15 protein-coding genes and 1 pseudogene are annotated in these 20,459 nt (G+C 72.3%); 4 read left to right on the forward strand and 12 right to left on the reverse strand.

The genetic code is table 11. The features are described from left to right. Positions 1–180 precede the first annotated feature (180 nt). The 3 genes from AB0J71_RS31025 (at position 181) to AB0J71_RS31035 (ending at position 2,551) form a co-directional block, all read left to right on the forward strand. The gene (locus tag AB0J71_RS31025; RefSeq protein ID WP_364417288.1) at positions 181–1,011 is read left to right on the forward strand and encodes a GDSL-type esterase/lipase family protein; all 831 of its coding nucleotides are present in this window, start codon (positions 181–183) and stop codon (positions 1,009–1,011) included. Positions 1,012–1,130: 119 nt separating this feature from the next. Continuing rightward, entirely contained in the window at positions 1,131–1,691 is a 561-nt protein-coding gene (locus AB0J71_RS31030; RefSeq protein WP_364417290.1) for an RNA polymerase sigma factor, read from the forward strand. Next, entirely contained in the window at positions 1,688–2,551 is an 864-nt protein-coding gene (locus AB0J71_RS31035) for a CU044_5270 family protein (RefSeq protein WP_352329024.1), read from the forward strand. Before AB0J71_RS31030 ends, AB0J71_RS31035 begins: the two co-directional genes overlap by 4 nt. Positions 2,552–2,636: 85 nt before the next feature. On the opposite strand, the gene AB0J71_RS31040 is transcribed toward AB0J71_RS31035, so the two are convergent. The 7 genes and pseudogenes from AB0J71_RS31040 to AB0J71_RS31070 all read right to left on the reverse strand — a co-directional run bounded on the left by AB0J71_RS31040 (position 2,637) and on the right by AB0J71_RS31070 (position 15,610). After that, positions 2,637–5,813 (reverse strand): S8 family serine peptidase, encoded by a 3,177-nt coding sequence (locus AB0J71_RS31040; RefSeq protein ID WP_364417292.1) that lies wholly within the window; start codon positions 5,811–5,813, stop codon positions 2,637–2,639. Between the two features lie 79 nt (positions 5,814–5,892). Further along, entirely contained in the window at positions 5,893–6,606 is a 714-nt protein-coding gene (locus AB0J71_RS31045; RefSeq protein ID WP_352328283.1) for an HNH endonuclease family protein, read from the reverse strand. Positions 6,607–6,814: 208 nt separating this feature from the next. Further along, positions 6,815–8,197, reverse strand: a complete 1,383-nt coding sequence (locus tag AB0J71_RS31050) for a glycosyltransferase family 4 protein (protein WP_364417294.1) — start codon at positions 8,195–8,197, stop codon at positions 6,815–6,817. A gap of 134 nt (positions 8,198–8,331) precedes the next feature. Beyond that, positions 8,332–11,466 carry a PDZ domain-containing protein gene (locus tag AB0J71_RS31055; protein WP_352328285.1) on the reverse strand — a complete coding sequence of 1,045 codons (3,135 nt, stop codon included), beginning with the start codon at positions 11,464–11,466 and terminating at the stop codon, positions 8,332–8,334. 272 nt (positions 11,467–11,738) lie between these two features. After that, complete coding sequence (locus AB0J71_RS31060) at positions 11,739–13,100, reverse strand: hypothetical protein (protein WP_364417323.1); 1,362 nt, start codon at positions 13,098–13,100, stop codon at positions 11,739–11,741. 69 nt (positions 13,101–13,169) lie between these two features. After that, a pseudogene (locus AB0J71_RS31065) lies at positions 13,170–14,399 on the reverse strand (GTP-binding protein); the annotation flags it as partial. Positions 14,400–14,566: 167 nt separating this feature from the next. Beyond that, the gene (locus AB0J71_RS31070) at positions 14,567–15,610 is read right to left on the reverse strand and encodes an Rv2578c family radical SAM protein (protein WP_352328163.1); all 1,044 of its coding nucleotides are present in this window, start codon (positions 15,608–15,610) and stop codon (positions 14,567–14,569) included. Between the two features lie 134 nt (positions 15,611–15,744). Here AB0J71_RS31070 and AB0J71_RS31075 point away from each other — a divergent pair, with 134 nt between their 5' ends. Then, positions 15,745–16,023, forward strand: a complete 279-nt coding sequence (locus tag AB0J71_RS31075; RefSeq protein ID WP_352328164.1) for a DUF3040 domain-containing protein — start codon at positions 15,745–15,747, stop codon at positions 16,021–16,023. A gap of 24 nt (positions 16,024–16,047) precedes the next feature. Here AB0J71_RS31075 and AB0J71_RS31080 read toward each other — a convergent pair whose 3' ends face one another. The 5 genes from AB0J71_RS31080 to AB0J71_RS31100 all read right to left on the reverse strand — a co-directional run bounded on the left by AB0J71_RS31080 (position 16,048) and on the right by AB0J71_RS31100 (position 20,428). Then, positions 16,048–16,515 (reverse strand): OsmC family protein, encoded by a 468-nt coding sequence (locus AB0J71_RS31080; protein ID WP_352328165.1) that lies wholly within the window; start codon positions 16,513–16,515, stop codon positions 16,048–16,050. After that, positions 16,512–17,156 (reverse strand): GntR family transcriptional regulator, encoded by a 645-nt coding sequence (locus AB0J71_RS31085; RefSeq protein WP_352328166.1) that lies wholly within the window; start codon positions 17,154–17,156, stop codon positions 16,512–16,514. The genes AB0J71_RS31080 and AB0J71_RS31085 overlap by 4 nt, the downstream gene beginning before the upstream one ends. Before the next feature lie 86 nt (positions 17,157–17,242). Continuing rightward, positions 17,243–18,817 carry a penicillin-binding transpeptidase domain-containing protein gene (locus tag AB0J71_RS31090; RefSeq protein ID WP_364417296.1) on the reverse strand — a complete coding sequence of 525 codons (1,575 nt, stop codon included), beginning with the start codon at positions 18,815–18,817 and terminating at the stop codon, positions 17,243–17,245. Between the two features lie 79 nt (positions 18,818–18,896). Next, positions 18,897–19,574 (reverse strand): lysophospholipid acyltransferase family protein, encoded by a 678-nt coding sequence (locus AB0J71_RS31095; RefSeq protein WP_352328168.1) that lies wholly within the window; start codon positions 19,572–19,574, stop codon positions 18,897–18,899. 239 nt (positions 19,575–19,813) lie between these two features. Beyond that, complete coding sequence (locus AB0J71_RS31100; RefSeq protein ID WP_364417298.1) at positions 19,814–20,428, reverse strand: TetR family transcriptional regulator; 615 nt, start codon at positions 20,426–20,428, stop codon at positions 19,814–19,816. Positions 20,429–20,459: the final 31 nt, after the last annotated feature.

Below are 20,459 nucleotides of genomic sequence, written 5' to 3' on the forward strand. Positions count from 1 at the left end.
GGACCCCCGTTAATGCGGTGTTACTGCCCACGAGCCAGGAAATAACCGGATCTTGACGTTTATTGAGGGCGCCCAGGTCGCGGACGCACTGTCAAGCGGCGATAGGAAGACGGTCCCGAAATGGCAGACCTCCCCTGAAGGTCATGGTGCGGCCATGATCGACTCCCTACCTTTGGGGCCATGATCGGTCGTCTGTCCCCCGTCGTCACCGCCCTCCTCGTCCTGGCCGTCTCGGGCCCCGCGCAGGCCGTCGTCGCAGCTCAGCCCGTCCCTGAGACGATGGCGGCGCTGGGCGACTCGATCTCCACGGGCTTCAACGCCTGCGGCTGGTACGTCTCCTGCGCGGCCCGCTCCTGGGCGGCCGGCGACAACGCGCAGGTGGACAGCCACTACCTCCGGCTGCGGGGCCTGGCTGGAACGCTCCATCGGGAGAACTTCGCGGTGCCCGGTTCCACGAGCGCCGACCTGCTCGGTCAGGTCAACCAGGCGATCGCGGCGAAGGCCGATTATGTGACGATCCTCATAGGCGCCCAAGACGCGTGCAAGCGCACCGAGCGGGAGATGACGACGGTCGCGCTCTACCGCCGGCGCATGGACGCCGCGCTGTCGGCCCTGCGTGCCGGCATGCCGCAGGCCAGGGTGTTCATCGCCAGCGTCCCCGATCTGCGGCGGTTGTGGCAGGTCGGCAAGGGCAACCCGCTGGCCCGTACGTTCTGGACCGTCGGGAGGATCTGCCAGACGATGCTGGCCGGCCCGGCCTCGGTGAAGAAGGCCGACGTCGAGCGGCGGGCCCGGGTGCGGGCGCGGGTGATGGCCTACAACAGGGAGGCGGCGCTGGCCTGCGCGGCGATGGGGCCCTCCTGCGACACCGACGAGGGCGCGATCTTCTCCTTCCCGTTCACGCTCGACCACGTCAGCAAGTGGGACTTCTTCCACCCCAACCTCGCCGGGCAGAAGGCGCTGGCCGAGCAGACGTTCGAGCACGGCTTCGTCTGGGAGGACCCGCGCTAGGTCGCCCCTGCTGAGTGGCCGCCTTCCGGCACGCGGGAAGAAAAGCCGCGTACGCCGCGAAGGATGGGTGAAAGTAATGATCACCCACCGGAAGGCACACTCATGACGGAGACCGGCACATGACCGCCGACGTGGGCGAGCAGGTGACCGACGCCGCCCTCGTCGCCGGCTACCGGCGGAACCCTGAGCTGTTCACCGCCGTGTACGACCGGTATTTCCATGACGTCTACCGGTACGTGGCCGGACGCCTGGGCGCCCAGGTGGCCGAGGACATCGCCGCCGAGACGTTTCTGCTGGCGTTCGACCGGCGTGACCGCTTCGAGGTGGAAAGAGGTGCTCTGCGGCCCTGGCTGCTCGGCATCGCCACGAACCTGGTGGCCCGGCATCGTCACAAGGAGGCCCGCCGGTACCTGGTGCTGGCCCGGCTCGGCCCCGTGCCGGTCGTGGAAGGGCACGAGAACCGGGTCGTCACCGCCGCGACCGCGCAGCCGTACCTGGCCATGGCGCTCGCCTCGCTGAACGGCGGCGAGCGTGACGTGCTGCTGCTCCTGGCGCTGGGCCAGCTCAGCTACAACGAGATCGCCCAGGCGCTCGGCATTTCCCTCGGCACGGTGGGGTCGCGGCTCAGCCGGGCCCGCGCCAAGATCCAGGCCATCACCGACAAGGAGACCCACCCATGAACGACCTGGACGAGATCGCCACTCTGCTGGGCGAGCCGGAGCCGTCCGCCGGGGCGGTGGCGCGCGGCCGGGAGCGTCTCAGGCGACGGGCGCGGTCGGGCCGGGCGCGCCGGCGCATGGGCTGGTTCGTCGCGGGAGCCGCCCTGGCCGCCGCCGCCGGATCCGCCGCGGCGGTCGTGTTCACCGCGGGGGCGCCCGCGAGTGACGGCGCGTCGGTCACGGGCAAGGAGGTCCTGCTCATGGCCGCCGTCACCGCGGAACGCACGCCTCAAGGCTCCGGGACGTACTGGCACGTCACGCACAAGGGGTTCGAGACGGGCAGTGCGCCGATGGAGAGCTGGACCAGGCGCGACGGCAGGCGCTGGACCAGGGGCATGGCGGACGGCCCCCCGGACGCCGTCGTACCGGCGCCGGCCGGGCGGACGCTCAGCCTCAAGGGCGCCGAGGTGAGCTTCGAGGAGCTCGAAGGGCTGCCGACGGACCCGGAGGCGCTGAAGGCGTGGATCGTCGCGCGCAAGGGCGAAGAGGCGAACATGTCCGCGTCCGAGATCCGCGGCGATCCCACCCTCACCCTGCTCGCGCTGATCACCGACCTGCCGACGCCCACGGCGGTGCGCTCGGCCGCGTTCCGCGCGCTCGCCGCGACACCGGGGCTGGTGGACGTGGGCGCGGTCGAAGGCGGCCGGCATCTGCGCTTTCCCGACCCCGACGGCGGTGAGGACGACCTCGAACTGGTCGTCGATCCCGACAAGGCCCGGGTGGTCCGCGCCGACCTCGTCATCCTCGACGACGGCAGCGTGGCGTTCAACGCCGGCTTCTTCTCCGTGGACACCGAGTGGACCGACCGGCTCCCTCGGTAATCGCAGGTCTGCCCGCGACCGGGCACGGGCCGGGGGGACGCCCCGGCCCGTGCCCGGTCCGCCCGCTTGACCGGCGGCTCGGCCGTCAGCCGACGGCGTAGGCGCGGGTCACGGTCTGGGTGACGCCGTCGCCCGCATGGTCGGTGACGGTGGCGCGCAGCGAGACGTACCCCGGAGTGGTGGGGTTGTCCAGCCGTGCCGTCCAGCCCGATCCGGTCGCCAGGACGCGCACCGGCCGCCACGTCCGCCCGTCGTCGGCGGAGGCCTCCAGCGTGATCGAGGAGACGGCCGCCGCTCGGGCGCCGGGAGCCCGCTCGACCCGGATCGGCACGGTGGTCCGCGAGCCCGGCTCGGCGCGGTTGCCGTCATCGAGGCCCTGCGGTGCGTAGCGCACGGCCATCAGCGGCAGGGGCCGGGCCTTGGCCGTACGGGCGGAGCGGAACGTCCAGACGGCGTCGACGCCCGTGGACAGCCCCGCCTCCGGCCGCCGGGAGGAGGCGGTCAGCGTGTAGGCGGTGTCCGCCTCCGGCAGCCTGGCGGTGAGCACGCACCTCGCGCCCGGGTAGGGGGTGCAGCCGGAGATGCCGGTCCTGGCGATCTCCTTTCCGTTCCCGGTCAGGGTGAGGGTGCCGGTCGCGGTCTCGTCCATGCCGGTACGGCCGGGGACGCCGCTGGTGTACATGCCGTCGATGGGGAAGTCGAGCCTGTCGCCGGTGCGGCTGCCGCCGGTGGCGGCGAACGAGGGGCCGGTCACCGCGGCGTTCCAGAGCTGGGTGAACTTCCTGTCGCGCACCGGGCCGGTGCCGAGCTCGGTCAGGCCGCCCGCCCTGAACTCGTCGTTCCACGCCAACCCCGGCGTGAGGTACCGCGTCAGGCCGCTCGGCAGCGGGATGTCCCAGGTGGTCAGCCCCGCCGAAAGGGCGCCGCCGGGCGGCACCGGCCCGGAGGTCAGCGTGCCGGTGGCGCCCGGGACGGCCGAGCGGTAGGTCTCGCTCGCCTTGACCATGTCCCGGGTCCGCGCGGCGTACCCGGGCGCGTCGGGGAAGCCGTCCGTACGGCGGTCCACGAGGTCGTAGCGGTACGGGCTGGGCGTCGTGTCCTTCTTGGTCCAGACGGTCTGGGCCAGGTAGGCGAACCCCGGTTGCCGCATCGGGAGGACGTGGAAGCCGCCGCGGAAGTTGAACGCGGCCATCGTGGCGTTCCAGGGGCCGTTGACCATGGTGAGCGCGAACGCGGGATCGGGGACGGCAGTGGGGTCGTCGACCGTGAACGTGAACCGCTTCGCCTCGCGGCCGTCGACCGTCAGCGACACGTCGGCGTCGCCGACCTCGAACGGCCGGTGTGCGAGCGTCAGGCTGTGCTCCGCCCTCCCGACGATCTCGGTGTAGAGGTTCCAACGTCCCTTCGGCAGCCTGATCCTGGCCGTGCCGCCGTGGAGGACGAGGGTGCGCTGCGCGCCGGTCGCCTGGTCGTAGACGACGCCCTGCACGTCCTCGGCGGCGGCCCCGTCCCTGCCCAGGACGGCCACCGTGACGTCATAGGACTCCGGCTCCACGTACGCCCCGGCCGGGGTGCGGACCACCGTGTCACCGGCCGTGGCGGTGACGATTCCCGGATGGTCGCCGGGGCTCTCGCCCTCGGCGTCGATCGTCACCGTGGCCGACGCCTGCCCGCCCGCGGGCACCTCCAGCCGCTGTGGCGACAGCGTGAGCACGTCCGAGTCGGTCGCGAGATCCAGGGTGACGGGCGCGGTCCCGGCGTTGGTGTAAGTGATCTTCCCGGTGGCCCGCCGCTCGCCCGGCTGCCCGTACGGGAACGCGGCCCACACGCCGGTGGGAGCGGCGATCACCTCCTGGTCCAGCGAGCGCGGCACGTCCACCCGCCCGGTGCCCTGCTGGTACGGCGTGGCGCCGGCGGTCGGCCGGGCGCTGCCGACGAGCGCCGCCTTGAGCTGCTGCCCGCTCCAGCCGGGGTGGCGCTGGGCGAGGATGGCCGCCGCTCCCGCCACGTGCGGGGCGGCCATCGACGTGCCGCTCATCGCCACGTGGGTTCCGTCGGCGGTGTCCGCCGCGGCGGCGGCCACGATGTCCACGCCGGGGGCGGTGACGTCCGGCTTGACCGCGTGGTCGCCGCTGCGCGGGCCCCTGCTGGAGAAGTCGGCCAACTGGTCGGAGCGGTCCACCGCGCCGACGGTCAGCGCGGCGTCCGCGCTGCCGGGGCTGTTCACGGTGCCCTCGCCGCCGTCGTTGCCCGCGGCCACCACGAACAGGGCGCCCGTCTTCTGCGACAGGGTGTTCACCGCCTGTTCGACGGGGTCGAGGCCGGGTTCGTCGGGGCTGCCGAAACTCATGTTGACGATTCTGGCCTTGACCTCCGTGGCGGCCCACTCCATGCCGGCCAGGATCGCGGAGTCGCTGATCTGCGTGCCCAGCTTGCCGAAGGCGATGCGGGCTCCCGGCGCCACGCCGCGGTACTTCTCGCCGGCGCCGGCGATGATCGAGGTGACGTGCGTGCCGTGCCCGAGACGGTCAGTGATGTCGGGCTCGTCGGAGAAGTTTCGCGACTGGGTCACCACGTCCTTCAGGTCGGGATGCGTGGGGTCGTACCCGCTGTCGAGCACGGCGACCGTGACGCCCTGTCCGGTGAGACCCCGCTGCCACGCCTCGGTCGCGCCGATCTGCCGGGTGCTGCGGTCCAGGGTGTACGAACGCCGGCCGTCCAGCCAGATCCTGCCCTTGCCCGCGGCCAGCGTGGACGCCCCGCCGACCAGGCTCCGCCACGTCTCGCCGGCGCTCTTCTTGGCCACCCGCTGCGCCGTCATGCCCAGGCTGGTCAGCCGCCGGGTCGTCGCGGAGCCCTGCAGCGCGGGGGCCGTTCCCGCCGGCGACTGTGTGAGCAGCGGGATGTCGGGCGTGTCCGCGTCGCCGTAACGCCAGGCGAGCAATTGGGTGACGTCGAACAGCCGCTCGTCCAGCACTCCCCGGGCGACCAGGGGCCCGGCGTCGGACGGGACGACGTACAGATGCCCGTCGCGGTATCCGGAGGAGAAGTACACCTCCCGGCCCGCACCCGGCTCCACCCGGAAGCTCCTGCCCGTGACCACGACACGGTCGCCGGTCAGCAGCGTCACGCCCCCGGTCGTGCCGGGGCGCGGCTGTCCGGGGGCTGCCTGGCCCGCGTCGGCCGGGCGGGTTCCCGTGGTCGCGCCCACACTCAGCGTGCCTGCCAGGACCGCTGCCAGCAGTCCCTTGCCTAACGTCATTGATCCTCACAAGAAGAGAAATCGAGCGTTTCTCCTCTTGTTCACAGAAGGGTGGATTCTTCTTCCCTGAGCCCCGGGGCTAGCGGCACTGCGCGAGCATGGCGTTCTTGTCGGCCCTGGTCACGGGCAGGTCGTACTTGAGCGCGACCTGGGCGAACCGGGTGACGTACGCGCAGCGGACGCGGCGCTGGGGAGGCAGCCAGCCGGCCGGGCCGGAGGCGTCCTTCTCCTCGTTGGCGCGGCCGTCGACGGGTAACAGGTTGAGCGGGTCGTTGGCGAAGTCCAGGCGTTTCGCCATCGGCCAGCGCGGCGCGCCCATGCGCCACCCGTAGTTGAGCGGCACCACGTGGTCCACCTGCACCTCGTCGGCCTCGGACTTGTGCCAGGAGATGAGCCGGCCGGTGTAGGGGTCGGTCAGCTCCATGGCGACGACCTCGCAGCTCGACCCGGGCCGGTACTCGACGCCGGTGCCGTCGCGGGCGAGCAGGTCGTCGCGGGTGCGGCAGCCGTTGCGGGCGTAGGGGACGCCGGTGGCGGTGTCGGCCCAGTTCTCGCCGTACCGGCTGCGGGCGTAGCCGGTGTTGGGGCCGCGGCCCTTGACGCGTAAGCGGCCGATGAGGCCGCGCGCCCTGGCCTTGTCGCCGTCGGACAGGATCGGGGCGAGGCCGGGCAACGTCCCGCTGGCGTTGCTGAGGGGGCTGGCGGCGGTGGCGGCGGGGCTCTTGGCGCTGCCGGCGAAGGAAACGACGATGACGGCTCCGGCGAGGATCGCGACGGCGACCTTCGTGCTCAAGCGGCCCTCCGTGGTTCCCGCGGGCGAAGTTGTCTAGAGAATTCCCGCCATCGCCGGATTTGACACAGGAAGGCTTCCGTCACTGATCACCCACACCAGGCGGTTCACGCCGCACCGGTGAAGCGGCAATGACGGCCGCTCGGGATCCCCGGCGCGCGTCTTCGCCGAGCCGGTGGAAGTCCGGCTCGGCGACGTGACGCCCGTTCCGTCAGGCCCGGGGGCCGGCCGGCTCGGTGGCCTCGGCGGGCGTGGCGGCCTCGCCGGGTCCGGTGGCGGCTTCCGGGGTGGCTTCGGGGGCGGCTTCGGGGGCGGCTTCCGGGACGGGGCGGAGCGGGCGGACGTACGTGCCGTTGCGGCGGGCCACCAGTTCGGCCAGCAGCTCGTCCCACTTCTCGCCCACCGCGTTCACGTCGTACGTGCGCGCCGTCTCCAGCGCGGCCGCCGCCAGCGACCGGCGCAGCGGCTCGTCCTCGATGACCCGCATGATCGCGGCCGCCAGGTTGGCGTTGGTGCGCGGCTTGACCAGCAGCCCGTCCACCTCGTCGGTGATCATCTCCTTGGGGCCGTGCGGGCTGTTGAAGCTGACGATGGCCAGCCCCTTGGCCATGGCCTCCAGGATCGTCATCGGGAAGCCCTCGTGCCGGGAGCTGAGCACGAAGATCGACGCCTTCTCCAGCTCGGCCCCCACGTCGCTGGTCGGCCCCGGCAGCTCCACCTTGCCCTCGAGCCCGGCCTCGACGATCTGCGCCGCCAGGTTGTCCTGCTGCGGCCCGGCGCCGAAGATGCGCAGCTTCCAGTCGGGGTGCGCGGCGGCGACGGTCTCCCACGCGGTGATCAGCCGGTGGAAGCCCTTGAGCCGGGTCATCCGGCCCACGGCGACGACGACCTTGGCGTCCAGCCTGGACACCTCGCCGCTCATCGGCGGGACGGCGTTGGGGATGCGCGCCAGCTTCTTCGGCTTCTTCGGCAGCGTGCTGCGGTAGTCGCGCAGGTCGGCCTTGGTGAGGGTGACCAGGGCGTCCATCCGCCGGTACCGCCACTTGATCAGCTTCTGCATCGGCTCGGCCTGGGTGCGCAGGGCCACGTGCTCCTGCCCGATGGTGATCACGCCCGGCTGCGCTAACTGCGCCATGGCCAGGTTGAGCCCGGGACGGGTGGCCATGAGCACGCCGCTGTCGAGCGAGCGGATGTAGCGGGCCAGCTTGTAGTCGGTCCACAGGGTGAAGCGGTGGTAGGCCGTCTCCTCCGGCGGGATCAGCTTGCTGGGGAACTTCGACAACATCGCCCGCAGCGGATCGGGGCTCGGCTTGAGCCGGTCGTCCAGGAAGCGGAAGCGCACCCGCGGGTCGATCGGGAAGAACGGCTCCTCGGCCTCCTTCAGGATGCTGACGATCTCGACGTCGTGCTTCTCGGCCAGGTAACCGGCCAGGTTGAACACCGTCCTGATCGTCCCGCCCATGCCGTTGGCATGCAGGAGCAGGATCCTGATGCGGTCGGTCGACGGCGGCGGCGCGTTGCGTGCCTTGCGGCGGTTGTACCCCCGGTACAACCGGACCATCGCCGACTTCCCCCTGCGTGCCAGTGCGCGCACCTGGACGATCCCCCTTGTGCTCGGTTGCATTCGCGTACGCGCGAGGCCGGTCGTCAGGCCGCGCGCGAGCGGAGTGCACATGTCATCCCCTGTGCGCTTTCCCCGCCTATGATCTTTAGACGCCCAAGAGGATCCTAAGGTTGCATACCTGGCCGATGCGACGGATCCGGCGTATGCGGCGAATGCTCGGCAAGCAGGCCCAGGGCGACGTCGATGGCCCGCTCCAGCTGCGTGTCGATGCCTTTGGCGTAGTCCTGCGGGGTGATGTCGACCTCGATGTCGGGATCCGTGCCGTAGTTCTCCACCTGCCAGCCGACGTCGTCGAAGGCGAAGGAGAACTCCGGCTGCGTGGTCACGGTCCCGTCGGCGAGCCGGTGGCGCGGCCAGATGCCGATCACCCCGCCCCAGGTGCGCTTGCCGACCAGCGGGCCCAGCTTGAGCAGCTTGAAGGTGTGGCTGAAGATGTCGCCGTCCGAGCCCGCCCACTCGTTGGTGATGGCCACCAGCGGCCCGCGCGGCGACTCGGGCGGGTACGGCTCCGGGTCCCCCCACCGCGGGTAGTCGTAGCCGAGCCGCCGCCTGGCCAGTTTCTCCAGCAGCAGCGCCGAGACGTGCCCGCCGCCGTTGAAGCGCACGTCCACGATGAGGGCGTGCCGGTCGTACTCGGCCAGGAAGCCCCGGTGGAACTCGCCGAACCCCTCGGTGCCCATGTCGGGGACGTGCAGGTAGCCGATGCGCCCGCCGGACCGCTCGTGGCACTCGGCGCGGTTGAGGTTCACCCAGTCGCGGTAACGGGCGGGCTGCTCGTCGGCCAGCGCGCGCACGGTCACCGTGAACACCCGCTCCTCGCGTCGCAGGGTCAGCTCCACCTCCTCGCCGGCCTGGTTGACCAGCCGCTCGTTCGGGGTGGCCGCGCGGCCGATGGGCGCGCCGTTGATGGCCAGCACCGCGTCCCCCGGCCGCACGTCCAGCCCCAGGCGGTTCAGCGGCGAGGTGGCCTCGGGGTCCCACGGGTCGCCGGTGACGATCGCGCGCACGTGGTAGACGCCGTCCCGGTAGTCCCAGTCGACGCCCAGCTTGCCCTGGCTGTAGTCCGGCCCGGGACGGTACTCCCCGCCGCTCTCGTAGGCGTGGCTGGTGCCCAGCTCGCCGTGCAGCTCCCACAGCAGGTCGGAGAACTCGCCCCGGGTGGTGACCCGGTCCACCAGCGGCTCGTAACGCCGGTAGACGCCCGGCCAGTCGATGCCGGCCATGTCCTCGGTCCAGAAGTTCTCCCGCTGCAGCCGCCACGCCTCCCGGAACATCTGCCGCCACTCCGACTCCGGCGCCACCGACACCTTGATGCGCGACAGGTCGATCCAGCCGCTCTCGCGGCCCGGCGGGTCGTCGTCGTGCTCGGGCACCTCGCCGGCCCTGACCACGCGCAGCCGGCTGCCGGCCCGGTACAGCAGCGTCTTGTGGTCGCGGCCCAGCTCGAACGCGGTGACGCCGTCGGCGAACGTCTCGTTCCTGCCCTTGGCGAAGTCGTACAGGTGCAGGGTGTTCTCGCCCTCCAGCGGGCTGGTCAGCAGCAGCGCCTTGCCCTTGAGCCCGGCCACCCCCTCGTAGCGGCCCTCCGGCAGCGGGAAGGCGGTGACGCGGGCGGCCAGCCCGTCCAGGTCCACCCGGACGGCCTCCGCCGGCTCGTCCTCCTCCTCGTCCTTGCCGTTGAGCGGACGCCGTCCGGGCACGAACGGGTCGGGCGCGTCGGCCCGCAGCGCGATCGCGTACGGCCGGGTGCCCAGCGGGAAGCCCAGGTCGAACTGCAACTGGTCGTAGACGGGCGAGAAGACCCGCTGGCCGATGAAGTACAGGTAGCGGCCCTGGGGGTCGAAGGCCGGCATCGAGTCCTTGAGCACCGGCTCGGAGGCGGCCACCGTCCGGCCGGTCTCCGGGTGGTGCAGCTTGATCGCGGTCGTCTGGGCGTTGAGCGGCCCGGCGTAGGCCAGCCACTGCCCGTCGTGCGACCAGGCCGGGTCCTCGGGCGGCCCGTGCGGGTTGCGTTCCACCAGGGTGGCCGCGCCCGTGGCCAGGTCCAGCAGGTACAGCTCGTGGCGATGGTTGACGACGGCCACGCGGTCGTGCGCGGGGTCGGGGACCAGCTCGTTGATCCGGCCCAGCCGGGCCACCTCGACGCCGCAGCCGCCCTCGTGGCCCTCCAGGACGACCAGCGTCTCCTCGTCGGACTCGCCGCTGGCCGCGGCGATCAGCCGCACGCCGTCGTTCAGCCAGGTCAGGAAGCGGTAGCGGACGCCGTCCGGCTCGCCGTGCTGGCTCACCGGGCCCTCCCAGTCGGCCATCGCGTACGCCTTGCCGCGCGAGGTGATCGCCAGCGCGCTGCCGTCCGGGCTGAGGGTCGCGCTGTCGAGGTAGTCCTCGGCGTCGACGAACCGGCGGTTGCGCTGCGTCCTGGAGCTGGCCAGCCGCACCTCCAGCCGCCTGGGCCCGTCGTCCGGCCCGTCGTCCGGCTCCTCGTCCGGCTCCAGCAGGTACAGGTCGGCGCCGGCGTGGTAGACCAGCCGGTGGCCGTCGCCGGACAGGTTGCGCGCGTAGTAATCCTCGTGGTGGGTGTGCCTGCGCAGGTCGCCGCCGTCCGGAAGGCAGGAGTAGACGTTGCCGACCCCCTCGTGGTCGGACAGGAAGCAGACCCGCCGGCCGCTCCAGCACGGCGAGGCCAGGTTCCCCGGCAGCCGGATCAGCCGCCTGAACTCGCCGTCGCCGTCGGTGTCGATCCACAGGTCGCCGACCGTGCCGCCGCGGTAGCGCTTCCAGCGCGCGGGGTCGGCGGTGTTGCGGCCGAGCACGATCATCCCGTCGGGGCCGTGGGCGATCGAGTTCGCCGGTCCGTACGGCAGCCGCTGCGGCACCCCGCCCGGCGCCACGCGGTGCAGCCATTTGCGCCCGGCGAACGGCTGGGACTGGTCGCTGGCGTACAGGATGCGGCCCTCGTGGTCCCAGCCGGTGACCGTGCAGCGGGCGCCGTGGAAGGTGACCCGGCGCGCGGCGCCGCCGACGGCCGGCATCACGTAGACCTCCTCCGGGCCCTCCTCCCGGCCGACGAACGCGATCTGGTCGCCGCGCGGGGAGATGCGCGGGTAGCCGGCCTCGGCCGCGCCGGCGGTCAGGCGGAACGCGCGGCCGCCCTGGGCCGAGACCATCCACAGGTCGTCCTCGGCGGCGAAGACCACCACGTCCTGAAAGACAGTGGGAAAGCGGAGATAGGCCGACATGTGCGCAGCTCCTCTTCCACCGGACAGCCGGGGGCCGCCGGCCCCCGGCTGCGCGATTCACCTCACGGGGTCATCCCTCGTCGGTCCTTCTGGTTTCCTTCTTGGTCTCCTTGGCCTGGCGGCTCGTCTTGATCGCCTGCTTCTTGGCCTTGCCCGACTTGGTGGCCGGTTTCTTCTTCGTGTCAGCCATCGTTTCCCCCTGAAACGGTTGCGCCCGATTGGCACACTATGGCGGATTAATACCCATCTATCCCAGATAACCGACATACCGCCTATCGCACACTAATCGGGCGATCTCCGGACGGACGTGACCACCACACCCCCTCGCCGCGCGACAGCCCCGGCAGCCGCCGCTCGGCCTCGTGCACGGCCGCCGCCGGGATCTCCCCTTCGAGCACCCACGTCCCGTCCCGCCTGCTCGTGCCGTCCAGGACCGCGCCCAGCCCGGCCAGGCGGGACGACACGGCGGCGAAGGCGTCGGCGGGCACCTCCGCCTCGAAACGGTGACACGGCTCGTACACCCTGGTGCCGGCCCTGCGCAGCGCCGCGGCCAGCACGGCCCGCGCCTGCCCGCGGAAGTCGCCGGCGGTCGTGACCGGGGAGGCGTAACCCGTCGCCGTCAGCGTGACCAGCACGTCGGTGACCGGCCAGCCGTGCGGGCCCGCCCCCAGGCCGCCCCGCACGCTCTCCTCGATCGCCCGGTGGAAGGCCATCGGCAACGAGCCCAGATCGACCTCCAGCCGGTAGAGCACGCCCGAGCCCGGCGCGGCCGGCTCGACCCGCAGGCCCACGGTCGCCATGAACGCGTCCCCGGCCTGGCGCATCTCCTCCCGGGCCGTCCCGGTGCCCGCCGGACGCTCGAAGTACACCGGACGGCTCGGCTCGAACTCCGCCTCCACGCCGAAGTCCCTGGCCAGGGTCTCGCCGATGACCTCCTTCTGGACCTCGCCGTACAGCAGGACCGACGTCCGGCCGCCGGGCAGCGTACGGGTGCCGATCAGCGGGTCCTGCTCGGCCAGCGCGACCAGCGCGGCGTGCAGGCGCGGCTCCTGGCCGGGGACCCGGGGGCGTACGACGGTCTCCAGGCTGGGCGGCGTGAAGTGGGCCTGCCCCGCCGGGCCCGGCTCGCCCAGCCGGTCGCCGACCCGGATCCCGGGCACGCCCCGGACCGTGGCGATGTCGCCCGCCACCGCCACCCGCGCCCCGGACCCGACGACGACCACCCCACTCGGCCGCCCCTCGTACGCATGGACGCCCCCACCCGGCTCCCGCCGCAGCAACGTCACCCGCTCCCGCGCCCGGAGTTCCCCGCTCCACATCCGCAGATACGCCACCTTCTCCCCACCCCGCCCCCGCTCCACCACAAACACCACACCCACCGCCGTCGTTGCAGCCACCGTCGTTTGTGTAGCCGCCGCCGTCGTGGGTGTCGCCGTTGCTGGCGTGGTCGTCGCGGGCTCGGCCGTCATGCCGCGCACCCCGTGACGGTCCAGCTCCGCGGCCCCCGCCAGCCCAACGGCCCCACCTCCGGCCGCCGCCGGTCCGACAGGCCCGCCTCTGGGCGTCACCGGTTCGACGGGCCTGCCTCCGGCTTTCGCCAGCTCGACGGGTCCGCCTTCGGCCGCCGCCGTCATGCGGCCGGCGCTTCTACCCGCGCCGGCCGGCGGCTGGGGAACCGCGGGCAGCAGCCGGACCGCCCCGAGCAGCTCGGCCACCCCCTCGCCGGTGATCGCCGACCCGAACAACACCGGATGCGCCTCGCCCGCCGCGCACTGCGCCGCAAGCGCCTCCCGCACCCGCCCCGCCACCGGAACCACGTCATCGACGAGCAACTCCAACAGCCCGTCATCTCCCTCAGCCAACAGCTCAGCCGCCACCATCCCAGCCGCCTCCAAGCCGTCCCCTGCGTCGGTTCCTGCCTCCACGTCGGCCCCCGCGCCGGCCACTGCGTCGGCTCTGAGGTCGGCCCGCGCGCTGACCCCCGCCTCGGGCCCCGCCTCAGGCCCTGCCTCGGGACTCGCGTGGGGCCTCACGTCGGGCCTCGCGTCATGCGCCGTCTCGGGCTCCGTACTGGCGGGATCGGCATCGACGGGCCCAGTGGCCCGCACCACCTCCTCCGAGCCGCCGCCCGCCACCCCTGAGCGGGGAGCACCCCCAGAGGCCGGGGGAGCGACGACGGGGGAGCGGGATGCGACGGCCGGGTCGCCGGAACCCGCTCCGGACGTCGAGGAAGTCAAGGGGAGGGGTCGGGTTGCGGGGGCCGGGTCCCTGGGAGCGGCCCCGGAGGACGGGGAAACGGAGGTGATGGGCTCGGAGGGAGCCGGGCCGCGGGAAGCGGGCCCGGAGGCGAGGGGAGGGGAGGCGAGGGGGTGAGGGGGCGGGGCGCTCGGGGTGGTGCTGAAGGGAGGTGGAGCGAAGGTGAAGGGGTGGGTGGTGGCGGACGGGCCGCCGATGCCGCTCACCGTGTTGAGCGCGACCGCTCGCGGCGACAACCACCGCCGGACCTCGGCGAGCACCCCCGCCTCCCGGGCCCCCATCCGGTCGATCTTGTTCACGAAGATCAGCGTGGGCAGCCGCAACCGCCGCAGCGTCTTCATCAGGACGCGCGTGTGCGGCTGCACGCCTTCCACGGCCGACACCACCAGGACGGCGCCGTCGAGCACGCCGAGCGCGCGTTCGACCTCGGCCACGAAGTCGGCGTGGCCCGGCGTGTCCACCAGGTTGACCCGCAGGTCGCCCATGGTGAACGAGGCCACCGCCGAGCGGATGGTGATGCCGCGGCGGCGTTCGATCTCGCCGCTGTCGGTCTGCGTGCTGCCGTCGTCGACGCTGCCGAGGCGCGCGATGACCCCGGTCTCGAACAGCAGCCGCTCAGTGAGGCTGGTCTTGCCCGCGTCTACGTGCGCGAGGATGCCGATGTTCAGGATGTGCATGAGTGGTGGAGCCCTCGAGAACTCTCGTGCCAATGGGGCGCTGGAAGATCTCTGGGCGGCGCCGCATCTCGTGCTCCTGAACGTCGTCCGGCTGGTGCCCGGTCATCCTGCCAGCGGGGCGGGCCGGCGGGCCACCGATTTAAACCGGCTCATACCAGTCATACGGGTCACAACAGGCGAAGCTGCTCCGGCTCGGCGACGGCCGGGACGGCGCCGGGCGTCCGGCGGGGCGGCACGCGGCGGGCCATGGCGGGCGTGGCTCTGCCGACCCCGTGGCGCCGGGCCAGCTCCTTGACCTGGGCGACGACGCGGTCCTGGTAGGAGGCGGGGGCGTAGGCGCCGCGGCCGTACAGCTCCAGATAGCGCGGCACCAGTCGCGGGTGCTCGCGCCCGAGCCAGCTCAGCCACCACTCGCGCGCCCCCGGCCGCAGGTGCAGGACGATCGGGGCGACGTGGGTCGCGCCGGCCTCGGCGATCTCCTTGACGGTGCGTTCGAGCTGGGCGGGGGAGTCGGTCAGGTACGGCAGGATCGGCGCCATCAGCACCCCGCACGCCACGCCGTTGTCGTTGAGCGTGGCGCACGCCTCCAGCCGCCGCCGCGGGTTGGGCGTTCCGGGCTCGGCCCCGCGCCACACCGTCTCGTCGACGAAGCCGACCGACATGCTCGTGCTGACGTCGGTGACCTCGGCCGCCTCGGTGAGCAGATCGAGGTCGCGCAGGATCAGCGTGCCCTTGGTGAGCACCGAGAACGGGTTCGCGGCGTCGCGCAGCGCGGCCAGGATGCCCCGCATGAGCCGGTAGCGGCCCTCTGCGCGCTGGTAGCAGTCGACGTTGGTGCCCATGGCCACGTGGTGGCCGCCCCAGCGGGCCGCGGCCAGCTCCTTGCGGGCCAGCTCGGCCGCGTTGACCTTGACGACGATCTGCGAGTCGAAGTCGGCCCCGGCGTCGAGATCGAGGTATTCGTGCGTCTTGCGGGCGAAGCAGTAGACGCAGCGATGCCCGCACCCGCGGTAGGGGTTGATCGTGTACTCGAACGGCACCCGGCTCGCCCCCGGCACCCGGTTGATGACGGACCGGGCCTGGACCTCGTAGAAGGTCATCCCCCTGAACTCGGGCGTGTCGAACGTACGGGTGACCGCGCCGCGGGCGAACAACGGCACGGCTGGATCGGCCTGACCAGGCCCGGTCAGGCGCAGGTTGTCCCAGCGCATCCCATGATTAGAACAAAAGTTCGAGCGTGATCGCAAACCGAAAAGAGGCGGTAATTAGGGGGTCACGTCAAGGCTAATGATCTTCATGGTTGGGGAGGAACACGCCACAGTGCTTGCGTTCCGGAGGTGCGTCTATGGCCTGGTCGCAGGACGAGGAGCGAATGCTGGCCCAGATCGAGCAGCACCTCGTCGACGACGATCCGCGGCTCGTCGCCCGGCTCGAGTCGTTCAACGAGCGGGCCCGTCGCAGCGAGGCGCGGGCGAAGGGGCAGCCGGGCCACAGGCGGCCACGCCGGTCGACGGTCATCATCGTGATCAGCTGGGTGCTCATCGCGACGCTGGTGGCCACCCTGCTGATCATGGTGCTCCAGCACGAGGCCGCCACCGCCGTGGCGCTGGCCGCCTCGCGCTGACCTCTCCCGGATCGTCGGCCTGCCTCAGGCCGTGCGGACGGTCGGCTCGTGGCGTACCGGGAAGTTGACCGAGGCGGCGATGAAGCACGCCTTGTGGGCGTCCTCGTGCAGGCGGGCGGCGGTCTCGGCCATCTCCGGCGCGGCCACGGTCACCTCGGGGCGCAGCACGACCTCGGTGAAGTGGCCGCCGGTCCTGCTCTCGGCCATGGTGCCCGCCGCGTGGTCGGCGTACGAGGTGACCACGACGCCCGCCTCGGCGCACAGGTGCAGATACCACAACATGTGGCACTGGGAGAGCGAGCCGACCAGCAGCTGCTCGGGGTTCCAGCGGGCGGGGTCGCCGCGGAAGGCCGGGTCGGAGCTGCCCGCGATGACCGGCGGGCCCTCGGCGGACAGGTTGTGGTCGCGGTCGTAGTCGCGGTAGCCGCTGGTGCCGGTGCCCCGGTTGCCGGTCCAGGTCACGGTGGTGGTGTACGTGTGGTGGCGGGTCATTCGGGTTCGTCCTTGCTGTGAGTGACGGCGCGGGTGTCGAGGACGTGCGCGCGGGCGATGGCCGCGGCGTCCTGCGGCCGGGCCTCGCTGATCGCGGCGAGAAGCTGTTCGTGCTGGCCGGAGACGTGCGCCGGACGTGACGGCGGCGCCAGCGAGCGCAACGTGGACACCTGGATCTGGTCCCACACGCGCTCCAGCGTGTGCAGCGCGACGGCGTTGGCCGCCAGTTCGGCGATCCGCCGGTGGAAGCGGCGGTTGAGCCCGACGGCCTCGCCGAGCCGGCCCTGCGCGGTGGCGGCCGCCGTGGCGTCGGCGACCTGCCGCAGCGAGGCCAGGTCGGCGGGGGCGATGCGCCCCTCGCCCTGGCGGGTGGCCGCCAGCTCGGCCGTGAGCGCCTCCAGGGCCGCCCGCACCTGGTAGGCGTCCTCCAGCGCGGACGGCTCCAGGGCCACGACGACCACCCCCCGCCCGGCCGGGCGCACCAGCCCGTCGGCGGTCAGCGCCCGCAGCGCCTCGCGCACCGGGGTGCGGCTCATCTCCAGGCCCGCCGCGACCTCCGTCTCGGTCAGCCGCGCCCCTGGCGGGTAGGTGCCGTCGAGGATCAGCTCCCGCAACCGGCTCCAGGCCACATCGCTCTGCACGAACACGACTCTAGCTCTTTGCATACATTGCATGCAATGCACGACCGGCCTTGGGAGAGGAGGCACGAGCTGTCCTTGAGGAGAGGTCAGAGGCCCTTGAGGAAGGTGGCCGCGACCGGGGCAGCGACCTTGCCGCCCGTGCCGCCCCCCTCCACGACCACCGCGAAGGCCACGTCGCCCTTGAACCCCATGAACCAGGCGTGGGTGTCGAGCTTGTCGCCGGTGCCGAACTCGGCCGTGCCGGTCTTGCCGTGGGTGCCGGCGGGCAGGCCGCTGCCCCTGGCGGTGCCCTTGGAGACCACGGCCGCCATCATGCTGTGCAGCTGCTCCTTGACCCCCTTGGGCAGCGGCTGCTCGTCGGCCTGCTGCTTGAGCGAGGGCACCAGCGTGGGCGGCCGCCACGTGCCGTCGGCGATGGCGGCGGCGACCGAGGCCATCGACAGCGGGCTCGCGGTGATCCTGCCCTGGCCGAAGGACTCGGCGGCCAGCTCGGCGTCGGACTGGGCCCGCGGGAAGCTGGCCTTCGTGGCCGGCACGCCGATGTTGAGCGGCTGGTTGAAGCCGACGCCTTCTGCCGTTTTGAGCAGCTTGTCGGCGCCGAGCCGCTGTTCGGCCAGCGGCGCGAAGGTGGTGTTGCAGGAGTGGGCGAAGGAGTCGAGGAAGGACAGCGAGCCGAACTCCTCCTTCTCCGAGTTGCGGATCTTCAGCCCGCCGACGGTGGCGTACATCGGGCAGGTGACCTTGTCGGCGGGCGACAGGCCGGCCGCCAGCAGGCCGATCGCGGTGACCGCCTTGAACGTGGAGCCGGGCGGGTAGCGGCCGTCGAGGGCCCGGTTGAAGCCGCCCTGGTTGTTGACCACGGCCAGGATCTCGCCCGTGGAGGCCCGGATGGCGACCATGGAGGTGGGCTTGGTGACGTCTTTGACCGCGGTCACGGCCGCCGCCTGCGCCCGCGGGTCGAGCGAGGTCTCGACGGGCTTGCCGTCGGTGCCCTCGATGGTGCCGAGGGTCTTGCCGCCGAGCTGGATCTGCGTGGTGGGGGTGCCGGCCAGCCGCTTCTGGAACGTCTCCTGCAGGCCGCCGCGCCCGATCGCCTGCCCCACCTTGTAGGAGGTGCCGAGCTTGGCGACGTCCTTCTTGGTGGCCTTGTCGAGGTAGCCGACGAGCTGCTGCACCGAGCCGCCGGACGTGCCGGTGTCGATGCGGCCGCCGTCGGCGTCGGTGATCTTCGCGCGCTGCGGCCAGCTCGTCTTGAGGGCGAACGCCGCACCCGCGGTCAGCTGCGGGTGCAGCGTGGCAGGCCGCCAGTCGACCTTCCACGTGCGGTCGGCCACCACCAGGTCGAGCTGCCCGTCGTAGGACCAGGAGCCGATGTTCTTCAGCGCCAGGGTCGCGGTGTAGGGCACCTTGGCCCGGCCGTCGCCCTCGACGACGCGCCCCAGCTTGACCGTGGCCGACTCGACGTCGAGCGCGGCGCGCTGCTGGTCGTAGGCGGTGAGCTGCTGCCGGGCGGCCAGCTCGGCGGTCATGGCGGCCTTGTCGCCGGTCTGCCAGGCGGCGGCGAAGCGCTGCGCCGTCTCGCCCGGCGTGCCCTTGGTGCGCAGCAGGTAGTAGGCGCCCCCGCCCGCGGCCCCCGCCACGAGCACGGCGGACACCGACACGATCGCGATGGTACGGCCCCGCGCCACTGGTCAGCCCCCCGGTCCTCGACGTCAGGTGTCAGAGCCTAGCGGTGACCGGTCACGTCGTTCCATTGGCGGTCTTGAAGCTGGAGGCGTACGCGGGCACGTACTCCTGGCCGGACAGCTTCTGGACGGCCTCCATGACCTCGTCGGTGACCCGGCGCCGGTCGCGCGCCTTGGTGTGGTCGCCCTCGAAACGCATGGGCCGGCCGATCGAGATGCCGATCTTGGCGGGCCTGGGCACCTTGGCCCCGACCGGCAGTACCTTCTCGGTGCCCTTGAGCGCCACCGGCAGCACGGGCGCGCCCGTCTTGAGCGCCAGCCAGGCCACGCCGACCTTGCCGCGGTAGAGGCGGCCGTCGGGGGAGCGGGTGCCCTCGGGGTGGATGCCGAACAGCTCGCCGCGCTCCAGCAGCTCGGCGGCGGCGTCGAGCATGGCCTGGGCGGCGTGGGCGCTCTCGCGGTCGATCGGCAGGCTGCCGCCCAGGCGCATGAAGAAGCCGGAGACGGGGTTGCCGTCGAAGTACTCGTTCTTGGCGGTGAACGTGACGCGCCGGGGGAGCAGCGCGGGCAGCAGGAAGGAGTCGAGCACGGAGAGGTGGTTGGCCGCCAGGATGGCCGGACCGAGCCTCGGCACGTTCGCGGCGCCGGTGATGTGCGGCCGGCACATCGCGTGGGCGAGCGGCGCGGCGGCGAACTTGACCACTTCGTACAGCAACGGGCTCTCCTGGATCATGGGCAGTCAACCTTGCCACCCTAAGGCAGCGGGACGCCCGGAAAGCTTTAAGGCCGATGTGGTGGTCGCCTCCTCGGCGAGGTGCACAACACGGTTCCAGCCGAACGGTATTCCGTGAAGGCGGTAATTTGCGGCCCGGGGGACACAGCCACATCGGCATTTCCGAGTTAAGCACAGCCTCTGGCGTTGGAGGTAATCGTGCCCGCCGGATGGGGCGCGCGTGACCTGGACGCCGGAGCTCAGGGGCCGGCGGGGCCGTCCATGAGCAGCGCGAAGGCGTGTTCGGCGGCGCGCACCGCGTCGGGCGCGGCCGCGGCCCGGGGGCGGCCCCCCCCGAGCGGCGCCCAGGTGCGGCGGGCCAGCACCCGCTGCACGGCCAGCGCCTGGGCGGCCAGCAGCGCGGCGGTCAGCTCGTCCATGCACTCGGCCAGGGCCTCGGTCAGCTCGGCCTCGTCCTGGCTCATGTGGTGGAACAGGCGCACGGCCAGGCTGGGCGTGTCGAACACCATGCGGTGGAAGGCCAGCACCTCGGGGTCGTCGTTGAGGCCGGTGACGGGGTCGTGGGCGGCCAGGCCGTCGAGGTGGTGGCGGCGCAGCGCCGCGACCGGGTGCTCGCCGGGCCCCCGCCCGCGCACGACGCGGGCCGCCTCGCCCTTGTGGTCGGCGAACCGGTGCAGGACGAGGTCCTCCTTGGTCGGGAAGTACTTGAACAGTGTCGGCTTGGACACACCGGCCGCCGCCGCGATCTCGGTCACCGGCACCTCGTCGAAGCCGCGTTCCAGGAAGAGCGCGATCGCCGCCGTCGAGATGGCCTCGTGCACCCGCTGCCGCTGCAGCTCCCGCAGTCCCGTCATGACCGCACTCTATCAAAGTGTTAACCTGGTC

Origin of the sequence: Nonomuraea sp. NPDC049637, assembly GCF_040675235.1 — a bacterium.
Classification (GTDB): Bacteria; Actinomycetota; Actinomycetes; order Streptosporangiales; family Streptosporangiaceae; genus Nonomuraea.

Coding starts and splice junctions, on each gene's coding strand:
- AB0J71_RS31025 (WP_364417288.1), top strand. CDS start 181: ATGATCGGTCGTCTGTCCCCCGTCGTCACCGCCCTCCTCGTCCTGGCC.
- AB0J71_RS31060 (WP_364417323.1), bottom strand. CDS start 13,100: ATGACGGCGGCGGCCGAAGGCGGACCCGTCGAGCTGGCGAAAGCCGGA.
- AB0J71_RS31070 (WP_352328163.1), bottom strand. CDS start 15,610: ATGCGCTGGGACAACCTGCGCCTGACCGGGCCTGGTCAGGCCGATCCA.
- AB0J71_RS31030 (WP_364417290.1), top strand. CDS start 1,131: ATGACCGCCGACGTGGGCGAGCAGGTGACCGACGCCGCCCTCGTCGCC.
- AB0J71_RS31075 (WP_352328164.1), top strand. CDS start 15,745: ATGGCCTGGTCGCAGGACGAGGAGCGAATGCTGGCCCAGATCGAGCAG.
- AB0J71_RS31095 (WP_352328168.1), bottom strand. CDS start 19,574: ATGATCCAGGAGAGCCCGTTGCTGTACGAAGTGGTCAAGTTCGCCGCC.
- AB0J71_RS31040 (WP_364417292.1), bottom strand. CDS start 5,813: ATGACGTTAGGCAAGGGACTGCTGGCAGCGGTCCTGGCAGGCACGCTG.
- AB0J71_RS31080 (WP_352328165.1), bottom strand. CDS start 16,515: ATGACCCGCCACCACACGTACACCACCACCGTGACCTGGACCGGCAAC.
- AB0J71_RS31100 (WP_364417298.1), bottom strand. CDS start 20,428: ATGACGGGACTGCGGGAGCTGCAGCGGCAGCGGGTGCACGAGGCCATC.
- AB0J71_RS31035 (WP_352329024.1), top strand. CDS start 1,688: ATGAACGACCTGGACGAGATCGCCACTCTGCTGGGCGAGCCGGAGCCG.
- AB0J71_RS31055 (WP_352328285.1), bottom strand. CDS start 11,466: ATGTCGGCCTATCTCCGCTTTCCCACTGTCTTTCAGGACGTGGTGGTC.